We start from the raw sequence: 20676 nt of genomic DNA, 5'->3' as shown, positions 1-20676 counted from the left end.
CCCGTGGGGCACGATGGACGCATGGCAACCACGAGCGACCACCCGGGCGAGCTGGCCGCCCCGGACCCCGTCAAGCTGATCGGCATCCGGGAGACCCCACTCTCCGTGGACGAGGTCTTCAGGGCCGTCGGTGACGACGCGGCCGGCGGCACCGCCCTGTTCGTGGGGACGGTGCGCAACCACGACGGGGGCACCGACGTCGACCGCCTCGGGTACTCCTGCCACCCCAGCGCCGAGGCCGAGATGCGGCGGATCGCCGAGAAGGTCGTCGCGAAGCACCCCGTACGGGCGCTCGCCGCCGTCCACCGGGTGGGGGACCTGGAGGTGGGCGACCTCGCCGTCGTCGTCGCCGTGGCCTGCCCGCATCGGGGGGAGGCTTTCGACGCGTGCCGGCAGCTGATCGACGACCTGAAGCACGAGGTGCCCATCTGGAAGCACCAGACGTTCTCCGACGGGACCGAGGAGTGGGTGGGCGCCTGCTGACGGCACCACCGTCACCTGCGTACCTCCGGTTGCGTAACCGGACCCCCGGCGTGAGCGTTGTCACTGCGGATGGTTAATCTGCTGATCAGTCAGTCGCGGAGCTCATGGGGTTGGGAGGTCGGCATGGCAGCGCTCGCCTGGTTGCTGATTCCGCTGTTCGCCGCCATCGGCGCGGGTCTGTGGGGCAGCTGGGCCAACCGGACCCGCAAGGCACGGGGCGACGGTCCCGAACTGGACGGGTACGCCCGGTTCCGCGAGGCCATGGAACGGGCCCGCACCGGCGCCTGACCTGGCACCGCCCTGACGGTGTTCCGACAGCCCCGTCCCGTACTGTCGTGCCATGCCACGCCGCACCGCGACGATGCTCGCCTCCACCCTGATGCTGATCGCGCTCCTGTGCGCGGGTGTGTTCATCCCCGTGCCGTACTCGGAGATGTCCCCGGGGCCGACGGTGAACACCCTGGGCGACCACGACGGCGAACCGGTGCTGCAGATCTCCGGACACAAGACCTACGAGGCCGGCGGCCACCTGAACATGACCACCGTCCGGGTCACCAGCGCCGAGTACAAGATGAACCTCGTGGAAGCCGTCTACGGCTGGCTGGCGCACGACAACCGCGTGGTGCCGCACGACACCCTCTACCCGGAGGGCAAGACGGAGGAAGAGGCCACCCAGGAGAACGCCGAGGAGTTCAGCCAGTCCCAGGAGAGCGCCAAGGTCGCCGCCCTCAAGGCGCTCGACATCCCGGTGAAGTCCTGGGTGGTCGTCTCCACGGTGGTCAAGGACTCCCCGGCCGAGGGCCGGCTGCACGCCGGTGACGTGATCAAGGCCGTGGACGGGAAGACCGTCGGGAAGCCCGGAGACGTCGCCGACCTGGTGACCGAGCACAAGCCCGGACAGGACGTCGTCTTCACCATCGTGCCCGCCGCGGAGCAGGCGGCCGCGGAGAAGGAGAAGCGGACACCCACGAAGACCGAGAAGGTCACGATCACCACCGAGACCTCCGACGACGCGGGCGAGAAGCGCGCCGTCGTCGGGATCTCCGCGGGAACCGACCACACGTTCCCGTTCTCCATCGACATCAAGCTGGCCGACGTCGGCGGCCCGAGCGCCGGCCTGATGTTCGCCCTCGGCATCTACGACAAGCTCACGCCGGGCGACCTCACCGGCGGCACGTTCGTCGCCGGTACCGGCACGATCGACGACAACGGCAAGGTCGGCCCGATCGGCGGCATCGGGATGAAGACCATCGGCGCGCGCGCCAAGGGGGCCAAGTACTTCCTGACGCCCGCCGACAACTGCGCGGCCGCCGCCGAGGACATCCCCGACGGGCTCACCCTCGTGAAGGTGGACACCATCGACGACGCCCTCGGCGCGCTCGGGGACATCCGCGCGGACAGGACGGCGGACCTGCCCGAGTGCGCGGAGGGCTGACAGGCCCGATGCTCGCCGGCCCCGTCGGGGCCGGTCCCCTTACTCCTCGAAGGTCGCCGTCAGAGCCTGGGCCAGACCCGGCACCAGGTCGGAGCCCGTGAGCACCTCCGTGGCCGTGTCCTTCTCCCGCAGCCGCAGGGCCGAGTCGCGGCTGCCGTCGCGCAGCACCGCGACCGTCATGCGGACCTCCTGGCGGTCCGGGTGCTCCGCCACCCACTGCGCCAGCTTCGTCTCGTTCAGCCCCTGGGGGACCTGGGCCTCGGCGGAGGGCGGCAGCATCAGGCGCTCGACGGCGAGGGCGCAGCCGACCACCGCGTCGGGCCAGGCGATGGTGCCCAGGAACTCGTCGAGCGGCTGGTCCGTTGGAATCTCGTCCTGCTCGATCGGGGTCAGGCCGGAGCTCTCCGGCTCGGCCTGCAGACCGAGCCGGTCCGCGAGCGAGGGCTGGTCCGCCGTCAGGCGGGCGGTGTCGACAAGTGCAAAGAGGCGTGCGGGCTGGTCCCAGCCGAGGCCGGAGACGTACTCGTCGATCTCGAGTACGGCCCGGGTGAGGGGGCTCGCTGCCATGGGGGTGTTGGACATGGTCACAATCCTGCCTCGTTACTGGCCCGAATCGGGAACCGAGTAAACGATGAGTAAGTTGCATATGTGTGGGCCCACGATCACGGGGGCGCACGGGGGGCCCGCGAACCCGAGGGCCTGACGGATCAACAGCGAACTTCGAGGTGCGCACCTTGGCTTTCCAGATGCCGGACCGCGGCGGAGGCCCCCCGACGGGGCCGCGGATCAGAGTGGGCCGCCCGTCCCGGCGTGTCCGAACCCTGCTCATGACACTCGGTGTCCTGGCCGTGCTCGGCATGGCCTTCACCATGTTCGCGGGCTTCTGGACGGACTGGCTCTGGTACCGGTCGGTCCACTACTCGTCGGTGTTCACGACGACCCTGTGGACCAAGATCGGGCTGTTCTTCGTGTTCGGCCTGCTGATGGCGGTCGCCGTCGGGTTCAACATCTGGCTGGCCCACCGGCTGCGGCCGCCGCTGAGCGCCATGTCGATGGAGCAGCAGAACCTCGACCGGTACCGGATGGGCATCGCCCCGTACAAGAAGTGGCTGCTCTTCGGCATCACCGCCCTGGTCGGCCTGATCGCCGGCGCCTCGGCGTCCGGCCAGTGGCGGACCTGGCTGATGTGGGTCAACGGCGTGTCCTTCGGGCAGAAGGACCCCCAGTTCAAGCTGGACGTCGCCTTCTACGCCTTCGACCTGCCCTGGTACCGGTTCCTGCTCGGCTTCGGCTTCGCCGCCGTGATCATCTCCGTGATCGCGGCCGCGCTCACCCACTACCTGTACGGCGGGCTGCGCGTCACCAGCCCCGGCGCGCGCGCCACGGCCGCGGCCACCGGGCACCTCTCGGTGCTCCTCGGCATCTTCGTCGCCCTCAAGGCCGTCGCGTACTGGCTCGACCGGTACGGGCTGGCGGTGAAGTCCAGCGACTTCAAGGCGACCGACAACTGGACCGGCCTGCGGTACGTCGACGCCAACGCCTACCTGCCGGCCAAGACGATCCTGTTCTGCATCGCGGTCATCTGCGCGCTGCTGTTCTTCGCCACCATCTGGCGGCGCACCTGGCAGCTGCCGGTGATCGGCTTCGGCCTCATGGTGCTCTCCGCGATCCTCATCGGCGGTCTGTACCCGGCGCTCGTCCAGAAGTTCCAGGTCCAGCCGAACGAGCAGGCCAAGGAAGCGCCGTACGTCGAGAAGAACCTGACGGCGACACGCGACGCCTACGGCATCGAGGGCACCCAGGTCGCCGAGTACCCGGGCCGGAGCGAGACCAAGGACAAGACCAAGCTCCGGGACGACGCGGACGCCGCGGCCTCCGTGCGGATCATGGACCCGAACATCGTCTCGCCCACGTTCCAGCAGCTCCAGCAGATGCGTAACTACTACGCGTTCCCGACCAACCTGGACGTCGACCGCTACGCCAAGGACGGCAAGGACCAGGACACGGTCATCGGTCTGCGCGAGCTGAACCTCGCCGGGATCCCGAAGAAGAACTGGATCAACAACCACTTCCGCTACACCCACGGCTACGGCGTCGTCGCGGCCAAGGGCACCGAGGTCGACCCCGAGGGCCGCCCGGTGTTCACCGAGTCCGACCTGCCGTCCGAGGGCGACCTCGGCACCTACGAGCAGCGGGTGTACTACGGCGAGAAGACCACCACGTACTCGATCGTCGGCGGTCCCCAGAAGGAGATCGACTACTCCGACGACACCGGCGAGAAGACGTTCAGCTACAAGGGCGACGGCGGCGTCGACCTCTCCAATCCGATCAACCGGGCAGCGTATGCGGCGGCGTTCAGCGAGCCGCAGATCCTGTACTCCGGCGCGATCGGCGAGGGCTCGAAGATCCTCTACAACCGCACGCCCAAGGAGCGCGTCGAGGCGGTCGCCCCGTGGCTGACCATCGACGGCGACGCCTACCCGGCGGTGGTGGACGGCCGTATCCAGTGGATCGTCGACGCCTACACGACGACGAACGGCTATCCGTACGCGTCCCGTACGACGCTGGGCGACACCACGGCGGACTCGCTGACCGCGAACAACAACTCGCGCGCGGTAGTGGCCCAGCAGAACCAGGTCAACTACATCCGCAACTCCGTGAAGGCGACCGTCGACGCGTACAGCGGCGACGTCAAGCTGTACCAGTGGGACACCAAGGACCCGGTCCTCAAGACCTGGATGAAGGCGTTCCCGAACACGGTGAAGGACAAGGGCGAGATCTCGGGCGAGCTGATGGCGCACCTGCGCTATCCGCAGGACCTGTTCAAGGTCCAGCGCGAGCTGCTCACGCGCTACCACGTGAAGGACGCCAACACGTTCCTCAGCGGCAGCGAGGTGTGGCAGGTGCCGGACGACCCGACCAACAAGTCGGGCGACGCGGTACCGCCGTACTACCTGAGCATGAAGATGCCCGACCAGCAGCAGCAGGCGTTCTCGCTCACGACGACCTTCACACCCAACGGACGTGACAACCTCAGCGCGTTCATGGCGGTCGACGCGGAAGCGGGGACGGAGGGCTACGGCAAGATCAGAATCCTGAAACTGCCGACCAGCACGACCGTCGACGGACCCAAACAGGTCCAGAGCCAGTTCAACTCCGAACAGGACATCGCCGAGTCCATCAGGCTGCTGAGAGGCGGCGACTCGGAGGTCGAGTACGGCAATCTGCTGACGGTGCCGCTCGACGGCGGACTGCTCTACGTGGAACCGGTCTACGTCCGCGGTGGCGACCTCAAGTACCCGCTGCTGCGCAAGGTGCTGGTGAGCTACGGGGGCAACACCGCCTTCGAGAACACCCTCGACGAAGCCCTCAACAAGGTTTTCGGAGCGCAGGCCGCCGAGACCGATCCACCGGCGGACGAGGGCGAGGACACGACCGAGCCACCACCGGCGTCCGACAACCCGACGGTCCGGGAAGCGCTGAGCGACGCGCAGGAGGCCTTCGACGCCGGGCAGACGGCTCTGGAGCAGAAGGACCTCGCCGCGTACGCCGAGGCGCAGAAGGACCTGGAGGAGGCGCTGCGGCGGGCCGAGGACGCACAGGCCAAGGCCGACGAGAGCGGCGGCGGCAAGAACGGGGACAAGGGCGAGGACGGCAAGGCCAGTCCCAGCTCCTCACCGAGCGGTGACGCCGGCGGGGGCTCGGACAGCGGCTGACGGCGCTGCCCCGAGTCGACTCCGTGCCCCGCACGGGCCGGACGTTCGACCTGGTCAGAGCCCACCCCGCGCCGTGATACGGTAGTGAACACAACGGCGCGGGGTGGAGCAGCTCGGTAGCTCGCTGGGCTCATAACCCAGAGGTCGCAGGTTCAAATCCTGTCCCCGCTACTGAAGTCGAGCGCTACGTGCGAGCGACCACGAAGGCCCGGATTCCACAAGGAATCCGGGCCTTCGTGATGTGCGAACGCATGTGCCGACGAGGGTGAGGGCCGCGCCGCCAAGGGGAGTTGGGCCCATCTGTGTTTGACTTGTCTCCCTGTGGGCATGTCGACAAAACGCTGAAGTGACCTCACTGGCTGCGGTATACCGGATGTACCCAGGTTGCAGGTGGTGCGACGATGGACGTTATGGGGGACATGGCAAATCTGTTCGGCACAGGGCGTTTTGCCCAGCCGTCAGGTCAGGAGGAGACCGCGGACGAGGCTCAGGAAGTCGCCGACGAGGCCGCCGAGGAAGTGCGCCGGCGGATCGCCGCCGATGCCGGTGACGTCGAGGCGATGAGTGTCCTCGGCGCGATGCTGCTGCGCCGCGGCGACTTCGACGGCGCCGAGACCCACCTGCGCGCCGCCACCGCGGCCGGCGACCGAGCCGCCGCCAACAACCTCGGCGTCCTGTTGCACCAGCGCGGATACGCGGACGAGGCCGCCGGCTGGTGGCGGATCGCCGCCGTCGCCGGGTCCGCCGCGGCCGCGCACGCCCTGGGGCGGCACTTCCGCGAGCGCGGGGACGAGCCCGCCGCCGAGTACTGGCTGTGCCAGTCCGCAGAACAGGGGCACGTGCTGGGCGCCTACGCGCTCGCGGACCTGTTGGAGCACCGGGGCGACGGGGCCGGTTCCGAGCGGTGGATGCGGGCCGCGGCCGAACGCGGGCACCGGGAGGCCGCCTACCGGCTGGCCCGGTCGCTGGACCGTGCCGCCCGTCCGGACCGGGACCCCGAGGACGGGCCGGGAGCCCCGGCGTCCGAGGAGGCCGAGCAGTGGTACCGGCAGGCCGCCGCGCGCGGTCACCGGCGAGCCGCCCTGCACCTCGGGACGATCCTCGAGAAGCGCGGCGAGCTGAAGGAGGCCGGGCGCTGGTACCTGACGTCCGCCAAGGACGGCGAGGCCCGCGCGGCCTGCGCGCTCGGCTTCCTGCTCCGGGACGCCGGGGACGTCGAGAGCGCCGCCGTGTGGTGGCTGCGGGCCGCCCAGGACGGCGACGGCAACGCCGCCAACGCCCTGGGCGCGCTGCACGCCGAGCGCGGCGAGACGCAGACCGCCGAGCGCTGGTACCGCGCGGCGATGGACGCCGGGGACGACAACGGGGCGTACAACCTCGGGCTGCTCTGCGCCGAACAGGGGCGCACCACGCAGGCCGAGCAGTGGTACCGCCGGGCGGCCTACGCCGGACACCGGGAGGCCTCCAACGCGCTGGCGATCCTGCTGCTGCGCGGCGGGGACGAGACCGGCGCCGAGCCGTGGTTCTCCAAGGCCGCCGAGGCGGGCAGCGTGGACGCCGCCTTCAACCTCGGCATCCTGCACGCGGGACGGGACGAGGAGCGGGCGGCGCTGAGCTGGTACGAGCGGGCCGCGGCCGCCGGGCACACGGAGGCGGCCCTGCAGGTCGGGATGGCGCGCCTGCGTGCCGGGGACGAGCGCGACGCCGAGCGGTTCCTGCGGTGCGCGGCCGGGGGCGGCAGCGCGGAGGCCGCCTACCGCCTGGCGACGGTGCTCGACGCCCGCCGGCCGCCCGCGCCCGCCCACGAGCTGGGCGAGCCGGCGCACGAGAAGTCCGAGTGCGAGGAGTGGTACGAGCGTGCGGCCTCCCAGGGGCACCGCCGCGCCCAGGTGCGGGTCGGCATGCTGGCCGCGGCCCGGGGCGACGTGGTGGAGGCGGCACGGTGGTACCGGGAGGCCGCCGAGGCCGGGTCCCGCAACGGCGCGTTCAACCTCGGGCTGCTGCTGGCGCGGGAGGGGAGCGAGCCCGAGGCCGTCGTGTGGTGGCGCCGTGCGGCCGACGCGGGGCACGGGCGGGCGGCGCTGCGGCTGGCGCTGGTCTGCGCGCGGCGGGGCGAGCTGGCCGAGGGGCAGCGGTGGGCCGACCGGGCCGTCTCGCTGGGCCCGCGGGAGGTGGCCGAACGGGCGGCCCGGCTGCGGGACGCGCTGCGGCAGGAGCTGTCGGCCTGACGCCGGGCCCCGCCGCCCCGCCCCGGCGGGGCGGCGCGGCGCGGCCGGGGCGGAAGCGATTTGCCTCCGGTCGAGGGGTTGACGTAGTGTTCACTTCATCGACGCGGGGTGGAGCAGCTCGGTAGCTCGCTGGGCTCATAACCCAGAGGTCGCAGGTTCAAATCCTGTCCCCGCTACTGAAGGCCGAGGGCCGGAATCCGAAAGGGTTCCGGCCCTCGGCGCGTTGGGCGGCAGTGAGCGCCGCGAGCGGCGGTCGCGACGTGAGTGAGCCCCGGCAACCAGAGGTTGCCGGGGCTCACTCGTACGTGGAAGGGGTCTAGGCCGCCGCGCAGTTCGGGCAGGTGCCGCGGTAGGTCACCTCGACGTCCGAGACGGTGAAGCCGAAGCGCTCCGAGTCGGGGAGGTCGGCCATCGGGTTGCCGGTCGGGTGGACGTCGCGGATCGCGCCGCACTGGGCGCAGACCAGGTGGTGGTGCGGCCGGTGCGCGTTGGGGTCGTACCGCTTCGCGCGCTTGTCCGTCGCGACCTCGAGCACCTCGCCGAGCGAGACCAGTTCGCCCAGGGTGTTGTAGACGGTCGCCCGGGAGATCTCGGGGAGCTTGTCCACGGCTCGGGCGTGCACCTCGTCGGCCGTCAGATGGACGTGTTCGCCCTCGAGGACCTCGGCCACCACACGCCGCTGCGCGGTCATGCGCCAGCCGCGCCCGCGCAGCCGTTCCAGTAGGTCACTCATGGAGGCCAGCCTAACAGCTAGGGGGACCAGGTCCCGAACGTGTGTGACTTTGGAGCCTTACTTGACTTAGACAATGTCCATTGTAGGATCGAGACCGGCATTAGCCAAGGGACAGGTTTTGCAGGATTGGCGCAGGAGGCGTACGTGACTCAGGGACCGCTCACTACGGAGGCCGGTGCTCCGGTAGCCGACAACCAGAACAGCGAGACCGCGGGCGCCGGCGGCCCCGTGCTCGTCCAGGACCAGCTCCTTCTCGAGAAGCTGGCCCACTTCAACCGTGAGCGCATCCCGGAGCGTGTCGTGCACGCCCGCGGCGCCGGCGCCTACGGCACCTTCACGGTCACCGCCGATGTCACCCGGTACACGCGTGCCGCGTTCCTCTCCGAGGTCGGCAAGGAGACGGAGACCTTCCTCCGCTTCTCGACCGTGGCCGGCAACCTGGGTGCGGCGGACGCCGTCCGCGACCCGCGTGGCTTCGCGCTGAAGTTCTACACCGAGGAGGGCAACTACGACCTCGTCGGCAACAACACCCCGGTGTTCTTCATCAAGGACGCCATCAAGTTCCCGGACTTCATCCACACCCAGAAGCGCGACCCGTACACGGGCAGCCAGGAGGCGGACAACGTCTGGGACTTCTGGAGCCTGTCGCCCGAGTCGACGCACCAGGTGACCTGGCTGCACGGCGACCGCGGCATCCCCGCCTCGTACCGGCACATGGACGGCTTCGGTTCGCACACCTACCAGTGGAACAACGAGGCCGGCGAGGCCTTCTGGGTGAAGTACCACTTCAAGACGGACCAGGGCATCAAGAACCTGACCGCCGAGGAGGCCGCCAAGCTTGCCGGTGAGGACCCCGACTCCCACCAGCGCGACCTGCGCGAGGCCATCGAGCGCGGTGACTTCCCGTCCTGGACGGTCGGCGTGCAGATCATGCCGGTGGCCGAGGCGGCGACCTACCGCTTCAACCCGTTCGACCTGACCAAGGTGTGGCCGCACGCGGACTACCCGATCGTCTGGTTCGGCAAGCTGGAGTTGAACCGCAACCCGCAGAACATCTTCGCCGAGGTCGAGCAGTCGATCTTCTCCCCGGCGCACTTCGTGCCCGGCATCGGCCCGTCCCCGGACAAGATGCTCCAGGGCCGCCTCTTCGCGTACGGCGACGCCCACCGCTACCGCGTCGGCATCAACGCCGACCACCTGCCGGTGAACCGCCCGCACGCCACCGAGGCCCGCACTCACGCCCGTGACGGCTTCCTGTACGACGGTCGGCACGGCGGCGCGAAGAACTACGAGCCGAACAGCTTCGGCGGCCCGTTCCAGACGGACCGGGCGCTGTGGCAGCCGGTGGCCCTCACCGGTGTCACGGGCAACACCGAGGCTCCCGTGCACGCCGAGGACAACGACTTCGTCCAGGCGGGCAACCTCTACCGCCTGATGGCGGAGGAGGAGCGGGAGCGTCTGGTCGCCAACCTGGCGGGCGGCATCTCCCAGGTCTCGCGCGAGGACATAGTCGAGCGCGCGATCAACAACTTCCGTCAGGCCGACGGAGACTTCGGCAAGCGGCTGGAGGCCGCGGTCCAGGCCCTGCGCGGCTGACGTCCAGCACTGGACCGCTTGTCGTGGCGGTGGGCCGGATCCCCGGGAACGGGGGTCCGGCCCGTTCGTCGTCGGCGCGCGGTCCGCTCAGGCCGTCACCGCCGGTTCCTCGTGCCGCGGCCGCGCCGGTGCCCAGCAGCGGATGATGTCGCGGACCGAGACGATGCCCGCGGGCTCGCCGCGGTCGAGGACGATGAGGTGGCGGAAGCCGCCGTGCACCATCGCCCGGGCCGCCTCCTCCACCGTCCAGGACGGTGTGGCGAACACGACGTCGGTGGTGGTGTGGGCGTGTGCCCGTTCGGTGTCCGGGTCCTGGCCCAGGCCCACGGAGACGAGGACGTCGCGTTCGGTCAGGATGCCGATGCCGCCGGCGTCGGGGTCGTGCACCACGGCCGCGCCGACGCGGCGGGCGGACATCAGTGCGGCGGCCTGGCGGAGGGTGTGGGCGGGGCCGATGGTGAGGACGACCGTGCTCATGGCTTGGCGGACGAGCATGGGTGGAGCCACCTCCTGCCGGTGATCCATGAGTTGGTTCATGGATTCACAACTTCACAAGTGGGGGACTCTCAGAGTGGCAGGTAAAGCACAGGTCAACAAGAGGGCGCGGAGCGTGTGCAGCGGGGCGCTCGAGGCGTGCCCGAGGGGCCCTCAGTAGCGCTGGTTGAGGTAACCGAGCAGCTCGTCGTGGAGTCGGCCGTTGGACGCCGCCGCGTTGCCGCTGTGCGGGCCGGGGCGGCCGTCGAGGCCGGTGAAGGTGCCGCCGGCCTCCGTGACGATGATCGCGTTCGCGGCCATGTCCCAGAGGGAGAGCTCGGGTTCGGCGCACAGGTCGACCGAGCCCTCGGCGACCATCATGTACGGCCAGAAGTCGCCGTACGCGCGCGTGCGCCAGACCTCGCGGGTCAGGTCCAGGAAGCCGTCCAGCCGGCCCTGCTCCTCCCAGCCGCTGAGCGAGGAGTACGCGAAGGAGGCGTCGGAGAGCGCGGAGACCTGGGAGACCCGGAGCCGGGAGGCCGAGGTCAGGCTGCGTCCGGTGAAGGCGCCGTGGTCCTTCACCGCCCACCAGCGACGGCCCAGGGCCGGTGCGGAGACGAGGCCGACGACGGGCTGGTAACCGCCCTCGGCGGCTTCCGTGAGCGCGATGAGGGTCGCCCAGACGGGGACGCCGCGGACGTAGTTCTTGGTGCCGTCGATCGGGTCGATGATCCAGCGGCGGGAGCCGCTGCCCGCCGCGCCGAACTCCTCGCCGTGGACCGAGTCACGGGGCCGGGCCCGGGCGAGGTGGCCGCGGATGAGTTCCTCGGCGGCCTTGTCCGCTTCGCTCACCGGGGTCATGTCCGGCTTCGTCTCGACCTTCAGGTCGAGGGCCTTGAAGCGGTCCATCGTCGCGGCGTCGGCGGCGTCCGCGAGGACGTGGGCGAGGCGGAGGTCGTCGAGGTAGTCGGCCATGCGGTCACGGTATCTGCCGGAAGCGGGGCAGGGCCACCAGGGGTTTCGCGCGGCGAGCGGGGCCGGGTCGACGGAGGGGCGCGTCGGGCGGGGCGCCGCCCGGGCGTTGGCGGGACGCGGGCGGACGGGGGCCGCCGCGGAGGGGCCCGCCCGGCCCGGCGTGGCGGGCCTCCTCTCCCGCGCGAGGACCCTTGACAGTGCCCCCATACCCGTCAAATCTGGGCACCAGGTCGCTCGGCCCGAGGGAGGCGATGGTGCCCGCAGCCCGGGAGTCCCTGCTCGATGCCGCCTACACGGCGTTGGCGCGCCGACCGTGGGCCGCTGTGCGGATGGTGGACGTGGCGGCGGCGGCCGGGGTGTCCCGGCAGACGCTGTACAACGAGTTCGGCAGCAAGGACGGCCTCGCCAGGGCACTCGTCCGCAGGGAGGCGGACGGGTACCTGGCCGGGGTGGACCGCGCACTGTCCGGCGGCCCGGGCGACCCCCGCGAGCGGCTCGCCGCCACCGCCGAGTGGACCACGTCCGCAGCCCGCGAGAACGTCCTGGTGCGGGCCATGCTCACCGGCTGCTGGAGCGAACGGCTGCCCGCCCCGGCCCTGACGGCGGTGCCGTCCACCTCCGCCGTACCGGCGCAGCTCCGCGCCGACGGCCCGCTGCCCTCACCCGGTGACCTCGTCGCCCTCGTCCGCGACCGTGCCGTCGCCGCCCTGAACGGCGCGGGCCCGCCCACGCCGCCGAGCACCACCGAACTGGCCCGCTCCTGCGAACTGGCCGTACGGCTCGCGTTGTCCTGCGTCGCGGCGCCACCCGGCGAGGGAGGGGCCGGGGAACTCGTACGCACCGTGCTGCCGCGCGAACTGACGGTGTGACGGGGGACGCGTCAGTGGGCCGAGCCCGACAACTGCAGTCCGATCACGCCGATGATGACGAAGCTGATCGACACGATCTTCAGGGTCGAGACCAGGTCGCCGAGGAAGATCATGCCGTAGATGGCGGTGCCGGCCGCGCCGATGCCGGTCCACACCGCGTACGCGGGACCGACGTCGAGCTTCTTCAGGGACATGGTCAGCAGGCCGAAGCTGCCCAGAGCGAAGACGCAGAAGGCGATGGTGGGCCAGAGCCGGGTGAAGCCGTGCGACAGCTTCAGGCAGACGGCGAAGCCGGTCTCGAGCACCCCGGCCACTATGACCAGCAGCCACGCCATGTCGTGTCCTCCCGTAGTCCCGTACCGTGACCGCCGCGTCGCCTGCTCGTCTTCACTTGGTCGCTACGTCCGGCTTTGCTCAGGCTTGGATCCGGCTTGGTGCGATTATGCACTTACCGGTGGCACGGCACGGCAAACAACGCGGAGGTCAGTCGCCTTCCTTCCGCTCCCGCGTCGACAGCAGCCGGCGCAGCGAGTACAGCCGGGCCGGGTCGGCGTGTCCGTCGGCGACCCAGGCGTCCAGCGCGCAGTCGGGCTCGTCGTGGCTGCACGCACGGGGACAGCCCTCGGTGCCCGGCACCAGGTCGGGGAAGGCGTGGATCACGCGGGACGGGTCGATGTGCGCGAGCCCGAACGACCGTACGCCCGGCGTGTCGACGACCCAGCCGCCCGTGTCCGAGGACAGGGGCAGGGCGAGCGCCGAGGTGGTGGTGTGCCGGCCGCGTCCCGTCACCGCGTTGACGTGGCCCGTCACGCGACGGCGGTCCTCCGGCACCAGGGTGTTGACGAGGGTGGTCTTGCCGACGCCGGAGTGGCCGACGAAGGCCGTGATCTTGCCGTCCAGGTGCTCCCGGACGAGGTCGGCCGCGGCGCCGTTCTCCAGCTCCTCGCGGCTGGTGACGACGTAGGGGATGTCCAACGCGCCGTACAGCTCCAGGAGTTCGTCAGGCGGGGCGAGGTCCGACTTGGTCATCACCAGCAGCGGGGTGAGGCCGCCGTCGAACGCCGCGACCAGGCAGCGGTCGATCAGGCGGGGGCGCGGCTCGGGGTCCGCGAGCGCGGTGACGATGGCGAGCTGGTCGGCGTTGGCGACGACGACGCGCTCGTAGGGGTCGTCGTCGTCCGCCGTGCGGCGCAGGACGGAGCTGCGCTCCTCGATGCGGACGATGCGCGCGAGGGTGTCCTTCTTGCCGGTGAGGTCGCCGACCAGGGCCACCCGGTCGCCGACGATGGCGGCCTTGCGGCCGAGTTCCCTGGCCTTCATCGCCATGATCACCCGGTCCTCGACGAGGCAGGTCAGGCGGCCGCGGTCCACGGTGAGGACCAGGCCCTCGGCCGCGTCCTCGTGCTTGGGCCGGGTGTGGGTGCGCGGCCGGTTGCCCTTGCGGTTGGGGCGGGAACGGATGTCGTCCTCGTCGGTGTGCTTGCCGTAGCGGCGCATGGCGATACGTCCCTACGCCCCGAGCATCCCGGTCCACAGATCGGGGAACTCGGGCAAGGTCTTGGCCGTCGTGGCCACGTTCTCGATCTCCACGCCCTCGACACCGAGGCCGATGATCGCGCCGGCCGTGGCCATGCGGTGGTCCTCGTAGGTGTGGAAGACGCCGCCGTGCAGCCGGCGCGGGCGGATGTGCAGGCCGTCGGCGGTCTCGGTGACGTCGCCGCCGAGTTCGTTGATCTCCTTGGTGAGCGCGGCCAGGCGGTCCGTCTCGTGCAGGCGCAGGTGCGCCACCCCGCGCAGGGTCGAGGGGGAGTCCGCGAGGGCGGCGACCGCCGCGATGCCGGGGGTCAGCTCGCCGACCTCGCCGAGGTCGACGTCGATGCCGTGCACGGCACCCGAACCGGTGAAGACCAGGCCGTAGTCCGTCAGTTCGCAGGCGCCGCCCATCTCGGTGAAGATCTCGCGGAGCCGGTCACCCGGCTGGGTGGTGCGGGACGGCCAGTCCGGGACGACCACCTTGCCGCCGGTCACCAGCGCCGCCGCCAGGAAGGGCTGGGCGTTGGAGAGGTCCGGTTCGATGGTCAGGTCCCGGCCGAGCAGCGCGCCCGGCGTGACCCGCCAGACGTTCGGCTCGCCGCCGGACTCCGGGGTGTCGACCTGGGCGCCGACCGCGCGCAGCATGTCGACGGTCATGCGGATGTGCGGCATGGACGGCAGCGCGGAACCGGTGTGGCGGACCTCGACGCCCTGGTTGAAGCGCGGTCCGGACAGCAGCAGGGCGCTCACGAACTGGGAGGACGAGGAGGCGTCGATCGCGACCGGGCCGCCCTCCAGCGCCCCGCCGCCGTGCACGGTCAACGGCAGCGCACCCCGCGCGTCGTCGTCGATCCGGGCGCCGAGGGCGCGCAGCGCGTCGATCACGCCGTGCAGGGGACGCTCGTACGACCGCGGGTCGCCGTCGAAGCGGATGGGGCCGTCGGCGAGCGTGGCGACCGGCGGCAGGAAGCGCATGACCGTGCCGGCGTTGCCCACGTCGACCGTGGCCGGTCCGCGCAGGCCCGCCGGGATGACCCGCCAGAACTCGCCGGTGCCGTCCGGACCGACGCCCTCCTCGATCTCGACGCCCATCGCGCGCAGGGCCCCGGCCATCAGCAGGGTGTCCCGGGAGCGCAGCGGACGGCGCAGCCAGCCGGGCTCGGAGGCGAGGGCGGCCAGCACCAGGGCGCGGTTGGTGACCGATTTGGACCCGGGCACATGGACGGTCGCGTCGACGGCCCCGCTCGCGTGCGGGGCGGGCCAGAGGGCGGTGTGCGCGGGGTTCACGGTCATGGGCCCCACTTTAATGGCTGAGGACGAGCGCAGATCTTGATCAAAAGCGGCGAAACCTGACCGAAAGTGCTGCGAGGGCATGTGCCGTGCATATATGCGAAAGCAGCCCCGGAGAGCGCGGACCGAGCGACGGACGCGGCGGACGCGGGTGACCCGTGCGCCGCGGTCACAGCTCCAGCAGCCAGCGGCCCCCGCCCACCAGCGAGCACAGCGACACCGCGTGGAACAGGAAGAACCACACCCCCGCCGGCGCGTGGGTCAGCCGGGCCAGCTGGTCCGCGTCCGAGTCGCCGGTGCCGCCGCGCGCCCGCTTCGCCTGGAGTTCGAAGGCCGGCCGCACCCCGCCGAGGAGCAGGAACCACACCACCGCGTACGCGAACGCCGCCTGCACCTGCGGGCCAGCCAGCCAGGACACCAGGACGAAGGTGGCGCCGGTGACCACCACCGTCAGCACCCCGTAGGCGTTGCGGACCATCACGAGCAGGGCGGCGAGCAGCGCCGTGGCCAGCCACAGCAGCAGGGTGATGCGTCCCGAGGCCAGCAGCGCGGCGCCGCCGAGACCGAGCAGCGGGGGAGCGGTGTAGCCGGCGACCGCGGTCAGGATCATCCCGAGCCCGTGCGGCTTGCCCCGGCTGACGGTCAGGCCGCTGGTGTCCGAGTGCAGGGTGATGCCGGTCAGCGTCCGCCCGGTCAGCAGCGCCACCAGCCCGTGGCCGCCCTCGTGGGCGATGGTGACGGCGTTGCGGGCTATCCGCCACAGCCCGTGCGGCACGACGACCGCGAGCGCGGCGACCAGGGTCGCGATCACCACCCACAGGTCGGGATCGGGCTGGGTGCCGGAGACCTCGTCCCAGAGGGAGGCGAGCGAGGCCGATGCGAGGTGGTCCATGTCCGGTGGGGGCTCCTCGTGCGATCGGTCGAGCGGGTGGTGCGCGCCTCGTCGACGGGTGGTGGCCGGAAGACGGGCGGGCCTGGCAGTGTGGCACGTATGTGCGGACGGTATGCGGCGAGTCGTCGACCCGAGGATCTCGCGGGAATCTTCGAGATCGAGAAGTGGGAGCCCGAGGAGACCTTGGAGCCCGACTACAACGTGGCCCCGACCAAGGAGGTCTACGCCGTCCTCGACCGCCCTCTGAAGGACGTCGAGGACCCGAAGCCGGTTCGCCAGCTGCGGAAGCTGAAGTGGGGGCTCGTCCCCTCCTGGTCCAGGACGCCCGAGGGCGCCGCCCGGATGATCAACGCGCGCGCGGAGACCGTCCACGAGAAGCCGTCCTACCGCCGTGCCTTCGCCACCCGGCGGTGCATCCTGCCCGCCGACGGCTACTTCGAATGGGTCACCGGCAGGCAGGAGCGCGACCTGGAGGTCGAGGGGCGCAAGAAGCGGCCCCGCAAGCAGCCGTACTTCGTGACCCCGGCCGACGGGTCCGTCTTCGCCATGGCGGGCCTGTACGAGTTCTGGCGGGACAAGACGCTGCCGGACGACCACCCGCGGGCCTGGTGGGTCACGTGCTCGGTGATCACCACGGAGGCCGAGACCGCCCCCCTGGCGGTCGCCCCGGCCGACGGACCGCACGCCCTCGCGGACATCCACCCCAGGATGCCGCTGATGCTGACGCCGGACCGGTGGGACGACTGGCTCGACCCGGCGCGCACGGACCCCGACGAGCTGACCTCGCTGCTGGCACCGCCGCCCGCCGGGCTGATGCGGGCGTTCCCCGTCACCACGGCCGTGAGCAACGTGCGCAACAACGGTCCCGAGCTGCTGAAGGAGCTGGAGGGACCGGAAGAGGGCACACTCTTCTGACGTGAGCAGCGAGAACACGCAGACCGAGACCGTCCCGACGGACACCGGCCCCGCCCGCGTCACCTGGCACCAGGCGAAGGCGCCCCGCCTCGTCCTGGGCGTGAGCCACGGCGCGGGCGGTGGCATCGAGGCGCGCGACCTCAGGGCACTGGCGGCCGCGCTGCCCGCGCACGGCGTGACCGTCGCCCTCGTCGAGCAGCCCTGGCGGGTGGCAGGCAAGAAGCTCGCGCCCGCGCCGAAGACCCTGGACGCCGGCTGGCGGGGCATCTGGCCCGCACTGGCCGCGCCCGGACTGCCGGTGATCTCGGGCGGCCGCAGCGCCGGCGCCCGCGTCGCCTGCCGCACCGCGGCGGAACTGGGCGCCCGCGCCGTCCTCGCCCTGAGCTTCCCGCTGCACCCGCCGGGCAAGCCGGAGAAGTCCCGTGCTGAGGAGCTGCTGGGGGCCGGTGTGCCGACCCTCGTCGTCCAGGGCGGCAACGACCCGTTCGGCCGCCCGGAGGAGTTCCCCAAGACCCCGGCGGGCGCCTACGACCTGATCGAGGTGGCGTACGGCGACCACGGGTTCGCCGTGCCGAAGCGGGCGCCGACCACCCAGGAACAGGCCCTGGAGACGATCACCGACGGGGTCCTGGAGTGGGTCCGCTCACTCGGGTGACGGCCCGGGAATGACCGGCGGACGGCCGCTGTTGTGGCGGACATACCGTGCTGAGCACCAGCACCAGCACCGACGCCGTACGAGAGGGAGCCCGCCGCATGGCATCAGCCTTCTGCCCGAGTCGCAGCAGCCGCGCCGACCTGGACTGGACAGTGCTGCACGCGGCGAAGACCGCCCCCGTCCGGACGTCGGGCGGACCGGACCGGCCGGCGTCCCCGGCCGCGGGACGAGCGCCCTCGACCCTTGGACAAGCGGCCTTGACCGCAGGTCGTCTATCCTCCGATTCGAGCGGGGCCGCATTCGGCTCCGTGACGTCACTGGAGGAGGTGGGTCCGGTCACTGGGACCGACGCAGGGACCGAAAACGGCCAGGCGGAGCAGCCCGAGGGCCGGGGCGGGGGCACGGAGTCGTCCGCGGAGCGCAGCGCGCGCTTCGAGCGGGACGCGCTGGAGTTCCTCGACCAGATGTACTCGGCCGCGCTGCGCATGACGCGCAATCCGGCCGACGCCGAGGACCTGGTGCAGGAGACCTACGCCAAGGCGTACGCGTCCTTCCACCAGTTCCGTGAGGGCACCAACCTCAAGGCGTGGCTGTACCGCATCCTCACCAACACCTTCATCAACTCGTACCGCAAGAAGCAGCGCGAACCCCAGCGCAGCGCGGCCGAGGAGATCGAGGACTGGCAGCTCGCGCGCGCCGAGTCGCACATGTCGACCGGTCTGCGCTCCGCCGAGTCGCAGGCGCTCGACCACCTGCCCGACTCGGACGTGAAGCAGGCGCTCCAGGCCATCCCCGAGGAGTTCCGCATCGCCGTGTACCTGGCGGACGTCGAGGGCTTTGCCTACAAGGAGATCGCCGACATCATGGGGACACCCATCGGTACGGTGATGTCCCGGCTGCACCGTGGACGGCGTCAGCTGCGCGGCATGCTGGAGGACTACGCCCGCGATCGCGGCCTGGTCCCGGCCGGCGCCGGAGAGTCGAACGAAGCGAAAGGCTCGGGGTCATGAGCTGCGGAGAGCCGCACGAGACGGAGTGCAGCGAAATCCTCGATCATCTCTACGAGTTCCTCGACAAGGAGATGCCGGACTCGGACTGCGTGAAGTTCGAGCACCACTTCGAGGAGTGCTCGCCCTGCCTGGAGAAGTACGGGCTGGAGCAGGCCGTGAAGAAGCTGGTCAAGCGGTGCTGCGGGCAGGACGACGTACCGGGTGACCTGCGGTCCAAGGTGATGGGCCGGATCGACCTGATCCGCTCCGGGCAGTCCGTGCCCGAACACGACGTCACGGCCGCGCCGCCGACTCCGCAGGAGTCCTGAGGCGGTCCCGGTCCGGTTCCGTACCGGTCTCCTCACGTGACGTGGCACCTCAGGTGCCACGTCACTCGTACGTGCTAATCCGCGGGTTATCTGCCCGCCCGCCGCTGCCCCCGCCCTAGGCTCCGGAGCCTGACAGACATGGCCGGGGGAGGGGCTCATGGACGCCGTACCGGCACGCGCGCGGGCGTACGTCGCCGGCGCGGTCCTCGCCGCCCTGGTCTGTCTGCGCCCGCTGCCGGAGACGGACACACCCTGGTGGACCGTGGCGCTGCTCGCCGGGCTGTGCGCGGGCTCGGAGCCGGCCGCCCGTTCCGCCCGCTCCTGTTCCTCCGGCACCTGCTACCCCGTCCTGCTCGCCGGGGCCTTCCTGCTGCCACCGCCCGCCGCCGCGCTCGTGGCGCTGCCCGGGGCCCTGCTGTCCCCGGTGGAGCGCCGCCCCGCCGCGCTGCGGCGCGTGTGGCGGGCCGCGCAGCTCGCGCTCGCCGTAGGGGCGGCGGCACGGGTGCACGGGGGCCTCGACGGTCCGGCGGCGGTCGCCGCGGCCGACTTCCCGTACGCGCTCGGGCCGGCGGGGGCCGCGGTGCTGGCCTTCTGCCTGGTGCTGACCCTGCTGGACGGCGGCATCTCGGTGCTCGCGGACCGGGTGCCCGCACGCCGGGCCTGGCGCGGGCTGTTCTCCCGGTCGCCGGCGCCCATCGCCGTGCACGGTCTCGCCGGACTGATGATGGCCGTCCTGTGGCGCAGCCCGTACGGGGCCGTCGCCGCGCTGCTCGTGCTGCCGCCGATGTGCGTGGCGTGGTGGGCCTTCGCCCAGTACCACCGGGAGCGGGCCGCCCACCAGGCGACCATCCGCGCCCTGGTGCAGGCCGTCGACATCAAGGACGGCTACACGCGCGGGCACAGCGAGCGCGTCGGACAGGCCTCCATGATGATCGCCCGGGAACTGGGCATGGACGACGAGCGCGTCGAGACGCTCCGCTTCGCCGGCATCCTGCACGACGTCGGCAAGCTCGGCGTGCCCACCCGGCTGCTGCGCAAGGACGGGCCGCTGACGCCCGAGGAACGCCGGGTCATCGAGCTGCACCCCGAGTACGGGCACGAGATGGTGCGCGGCATCCGCTTCCTGGGCGAGGCCCGGGCCGCCGTCCTCCACCACCACGAAAGACTGGACGGCAGCGGCTACCCGTACGGCCTGACCGGCGACCGCATCCCGGAGTCCGCCCGGGTGGTGGCCGTCGCCGACGCCTTCGACGCGATGACGTCCACGCGCTCCTACCGCCGGGCCCGGCCCGTCCCGGCGGCCGTGGAGGAACTCCGGCGGTGCGCCGGGGCCCAGTTCGACCCGCGGATGGTCGGGGCGCTGGTCCGCGCCCTGGACCGGCACGGCTGGCGCCCGGCCGTGACGGCGGACGGCACGCCCGCCGGGCCCCCGGACGCGGTCCCGGGCCGTCGCCGCGAGGAGTCGGGGGACGGCGTCGGCGGAGAGGTGCGGAACAGCGCAGGGAGGGGCGCGATGACGGGGGACCCGGTGCCCGGCGGTGGCGGGGGCGGGGCGTGACGGCGT

At 71.5% G+C, this 20676-nt stretch carries 20 protein-coding genes and 2 tRNA genes; 14 read left to right on the top strand and 8 right to left on the bottom strand.

The genetic code is table 11. The features are described from left to right. The first annotated feature begins 21 nt into the window (after nucleotides 1–21). From AC07FV_RS18055 to AC07FV_RS18045, 3 genes are all read left to right on the top strand, one after another. Nucleotides 22–483 carry a molybdenum cofactor biosynthesis protein MoaE gene (locus AC07FV_RS18055; protein WP_479088306.1) on the top strand — a complete coding sequence of 154 codons (462 nt, stop codon included), beginning with the start codon at nucleotides 22–24 and terminating at the stop codon, nucleotides 481–483. A gap of 123 nt (nucleotides 484–606) precedes the next feature. Continuing rightward, nucleotides 607–771 carry a hypothetical protein gene (locus AC07FV_RS18050; protein ID WP_479088304.1) on the top strand — a complete coding sequence of 55 codons (165 nt, stop codon included), beginning with the start codon at nucleotides 607–609 and terminating at the stop codon, nucleotides 769–771. A 52-nt stretch (nucleotides 772–823) separates the two neighbouring features. Beyond that, nucleotides 824–1918 carry a YlbL family protein gene (locus tag AC07FV_RS18045; RefSeq protein ID WP_479088302.1) on the top strand — a complete coding sequence of 365 codons (1095 nt, stop codon included), beginning with the start codon at nucleotides 824–826 and terminating at the stop codon, nucleotides 1916–1918. Between the two features lie 39 nt (nucleotides 1919–1957). Here AC07FV_RS18045 and AC07FV_RS18040 read toward each other — a convergent pair whose 3' ends face one another. Continuing rightward, entirely contained in the window at nucleotides 1958–2500 is a 543-nt protein-coding gene (locus AC07FV_RS18040) for a PPA1309 family protein (protein ID WP_356604393.1), read from the bottom strand. 164 nt (nucleotides 2501–2664) lie between these two features. On the opposite strand from AC07FV_RS18040, the gene AC07FV_RS18035 reads away from it, so the two are divergent. The 4 genes from AC07FV_RS18035 to AC07FV_RS18020 all read left to right on the top strand — a co-directional run bounded on the left by AC07FV_RS18035 (nucleotide 2665) and on the right by AC07FV_RS18020 (nucleotide 8038). Continuing rightward, on the top strand, nucleotides 2665–5634 hold the full coding sequence (locus AC07FV_RS18035; RefSeq protein ID WP_479088607.1) for a UPF0182 family membrane protein: 2970 nt from the start codon (nucleotides 2665–2667) through the stop codon (nucleotides 5632–5634). A 97-nt stretch (nucleotides 5635–5731) separates the two neighbouring features. Next, nucleotides 5732–5805 (top strand) — tRNA-Met (locus tag AC07FV_RS18030). Nucleotides 5806–6044: 239 nt separating this feature from the next. Further along, entirely contained in the window at nucleotides 6045–7862 is a 1818-nt protein-coding gene (locus AC07FV_RS18025) for a tetratricopeptide repeat protein (protein WP_479088300.1), read from the top strand. Between the two features lie 102 nt (nucleotides 7863–7964). After that, nucleotides 7965–8038, top strand: a tRNA-Met gene (locus AC07FV_RS18020). A gap of 140 nt (nucleotides 8039–8178) precedes the next feature. On the opposite strand, the gene AC07FV_RS18015 is transcribed toward AC07FV_RS18020, so the two are convergent. After that, complete coding sequence (locus AC07FV_RS18015) at nucleotides 8179–8595, bottom strand: Fur family transcriptional regulator (protein WP_053136827.1); 417 nt, start codon at nucleotides 8593–8595, stop codon at nucleotides 8179–8181. 144 nt (nucleotides 8596–8739) lie between these two features. Between AC07FV_RS18015 and AC07FV_RS18010 the strand changes: the two genes are divergently transcribed. Further along, the gene (locus AC07FV_RS18010) at nucleotides 8740–10191 is read left to right on the top strand and encodes a catalase (RefSeq protein ID WP_479088298.1); all 1452 of its coding nucleotides are present in this window, start codon (nucleotides 8740–8742) and stop codon (nucleotides 10189–10191) included. A gap of 87 nt (nucleotides 10192–10278) precedes the next feature. On the opposite strand, the gene AC07FV_RS18005 is transcribed toward AC07FV_RS18010, so the two are convergent. After that, nucleotides 10279–10686, bottom strand: coding sequence for a CBS domain-containing protein (locus AC07FV_RS18005; protein ID WP_479088296.1), 408 nt, complete (start codon nucleotides 10684–10686; stop codon nucleotides 10279–10281). Nucleotides 10687–10839: 153 nt separating this feature from the next. Continuing rightward, nucleotides 10840–11640, bottom strand: coding sequence for a histidinol-phosphatase (gene hisN / locus AC07FV_RS18000; RefSeq protein ID WP_479088295.1), 801 nt, complete (start codon nucleotides 11638–11640; stop codon nucleotides 10840–10842). Between the two features lie 251 nt (nucleotides 11641–11891). Here hisN and AC07FV_RS17995 point away from each other — a divergent pair, with 251 nt between their 5' ends. Then, nucleotides 11892–12509, top strand: a complete 618-nt coding sequence (locus AC07FV_RS17995) for a TetR/AcrR family transcriptional regulator (RefSeq protein WP_479088293.1) — start codon at nucleotides 11892–11894, stop codon at nucleotides 12507–12509. A gap of 11 nt (nucleotides 12510–12520) precedes the next feature. Here AC07FV_RS17995 and AC07FV_RS17990 read toward each other — a convergent pair whose 3' ends face one another. From AC07FV_RS17990 to AC07FV_RS17975, 4 genes are all read right to left on the bottom strand, one after another. Further along, nucleotides 12521–12844 carry a DMT family transporter gene (locus AC07FV_RS17990; protein WP_053136842.1) on the bottom strand — a complete coding sequence of 108 codons (324 nt, stop codon included), beginning with the start codon at nucleotides 12842–12844 and terminating at the stop codon, nucleotides 12521–12523. 148 nt (nucleotides 12845–12992) lie between these two features. Beyond that, nucleotides 12993–14006, bottom strand: a complete 1014-nt coding sequence (gene rsgA, locus AC07FV_RS17985; protein WP_479088291.1) for a ribosome small subunit-dependent GTPase A — start codon at nucleotides 14004–14006, stop codon at nucleotides 12993–12995. A 12-nt stretch (nucleotides 14007–14018) separates the two neighbouring features. Beyond that, nucleotides 14019–15335, bottom strand: a complete 1317-nt coding sequence (gene aroA, locus AC07FV_RS17980; protein ID WP_383645108.1) for a 3-phosphoshikimate 1-carboxyvinyltransferase — start codon at nucleotides 15333–15335, stop codon at nucleotides 14019–14021. Between the two features lie 166 nt (nucleotides 15336–15501). Next, a complete protein-coding gene (locus tag AC07FV_RS17975) occupies nucleotides 15502–16224 on the bottom strand; it encodes a M50 family metallopeptidase (RefSeq protein ID WP_383645111.1) in 723 nt (240 codons plus the stop codon). A gap of 99 nt (nucleotides 16225–16323) precedes the next feature. Here AC07FV_RS17975 and AC07FV_RS17970 point away from each other — a divergent pair, with 99 nt between their 5' ends. From AC07FV_RS17970 to AC07FV_RS17950, 5 genes are all read left to right on the top strand, one after another. Beyond that, nucleotides 16324–17139 (top strand): SOS response-associated peptidase, encoded by an 816-nt coding sequence (locus tag AC07FV_RS17970; protein WP_479088289.1) that lies wholly within the window; start codon nucleotides 16324–16326, stop codon nucleotides 17137–17139. 1 nt (nucleotide 17140) lies between these two features. Beyond that, on the top strand, nucleotides 17141–17794 hold the full coding sequence (locus AC07FV_RS17965; RefSeq protein ID WP_479088287.1) for an alpha/beta hydrolase family protein: 654 nt from the start codon (nucleotides 17141–17143) through the stop codon (nucleotides 17792–17794). 326 nt (nucleotides 17795–18120) lie between these two features. Further along, on the top strand, nucleotides 18121–18804 hold the full coding sequence (gene sigR / locus AC07FV_RS17960) for an RNA polymerase sigma factor SigR (protein ID WP_356604734.1): 684 nt from the start codon (nucleotides 18121–18123) through the stop codon (nucleotides 18802–18804). After that, nucleotides 18801–19112 (top strand): mycothiol system anti-sigma-R factor, encoded by a 312-nt coding sequence (gene rsrA, locus AC07FV_RS17955; RefSeq protein WP_356604415.1) that lies wholly within the window; start codon nucleotides 18801–18803, stop codon nucleotides 19110–19112. The genes sigR and rsrA overlap by 4 nt, the downstream gene beginning before the upstream one ends. Before the next feature lie 157 nt (nucleotides 19113–19269). Then, entirely contained in the window at nucleotides 19270–20670 is a 1401-nt protein-coding gene (locus tag AC07FV_RS17950; RefSeq protein ID WP_479088285.1) for an HD-GYP domain-containing protein, read from the top strand. Nucleotides 20671–20676 lie beyond the last annotated feature (6 nt).

This window comes from Streptomyces sp. NPDC045956 (genome assembly GCF_056430705.1).
This window is presented reverse-complemented; position numbering and strand designations above follow the sequence as displayed.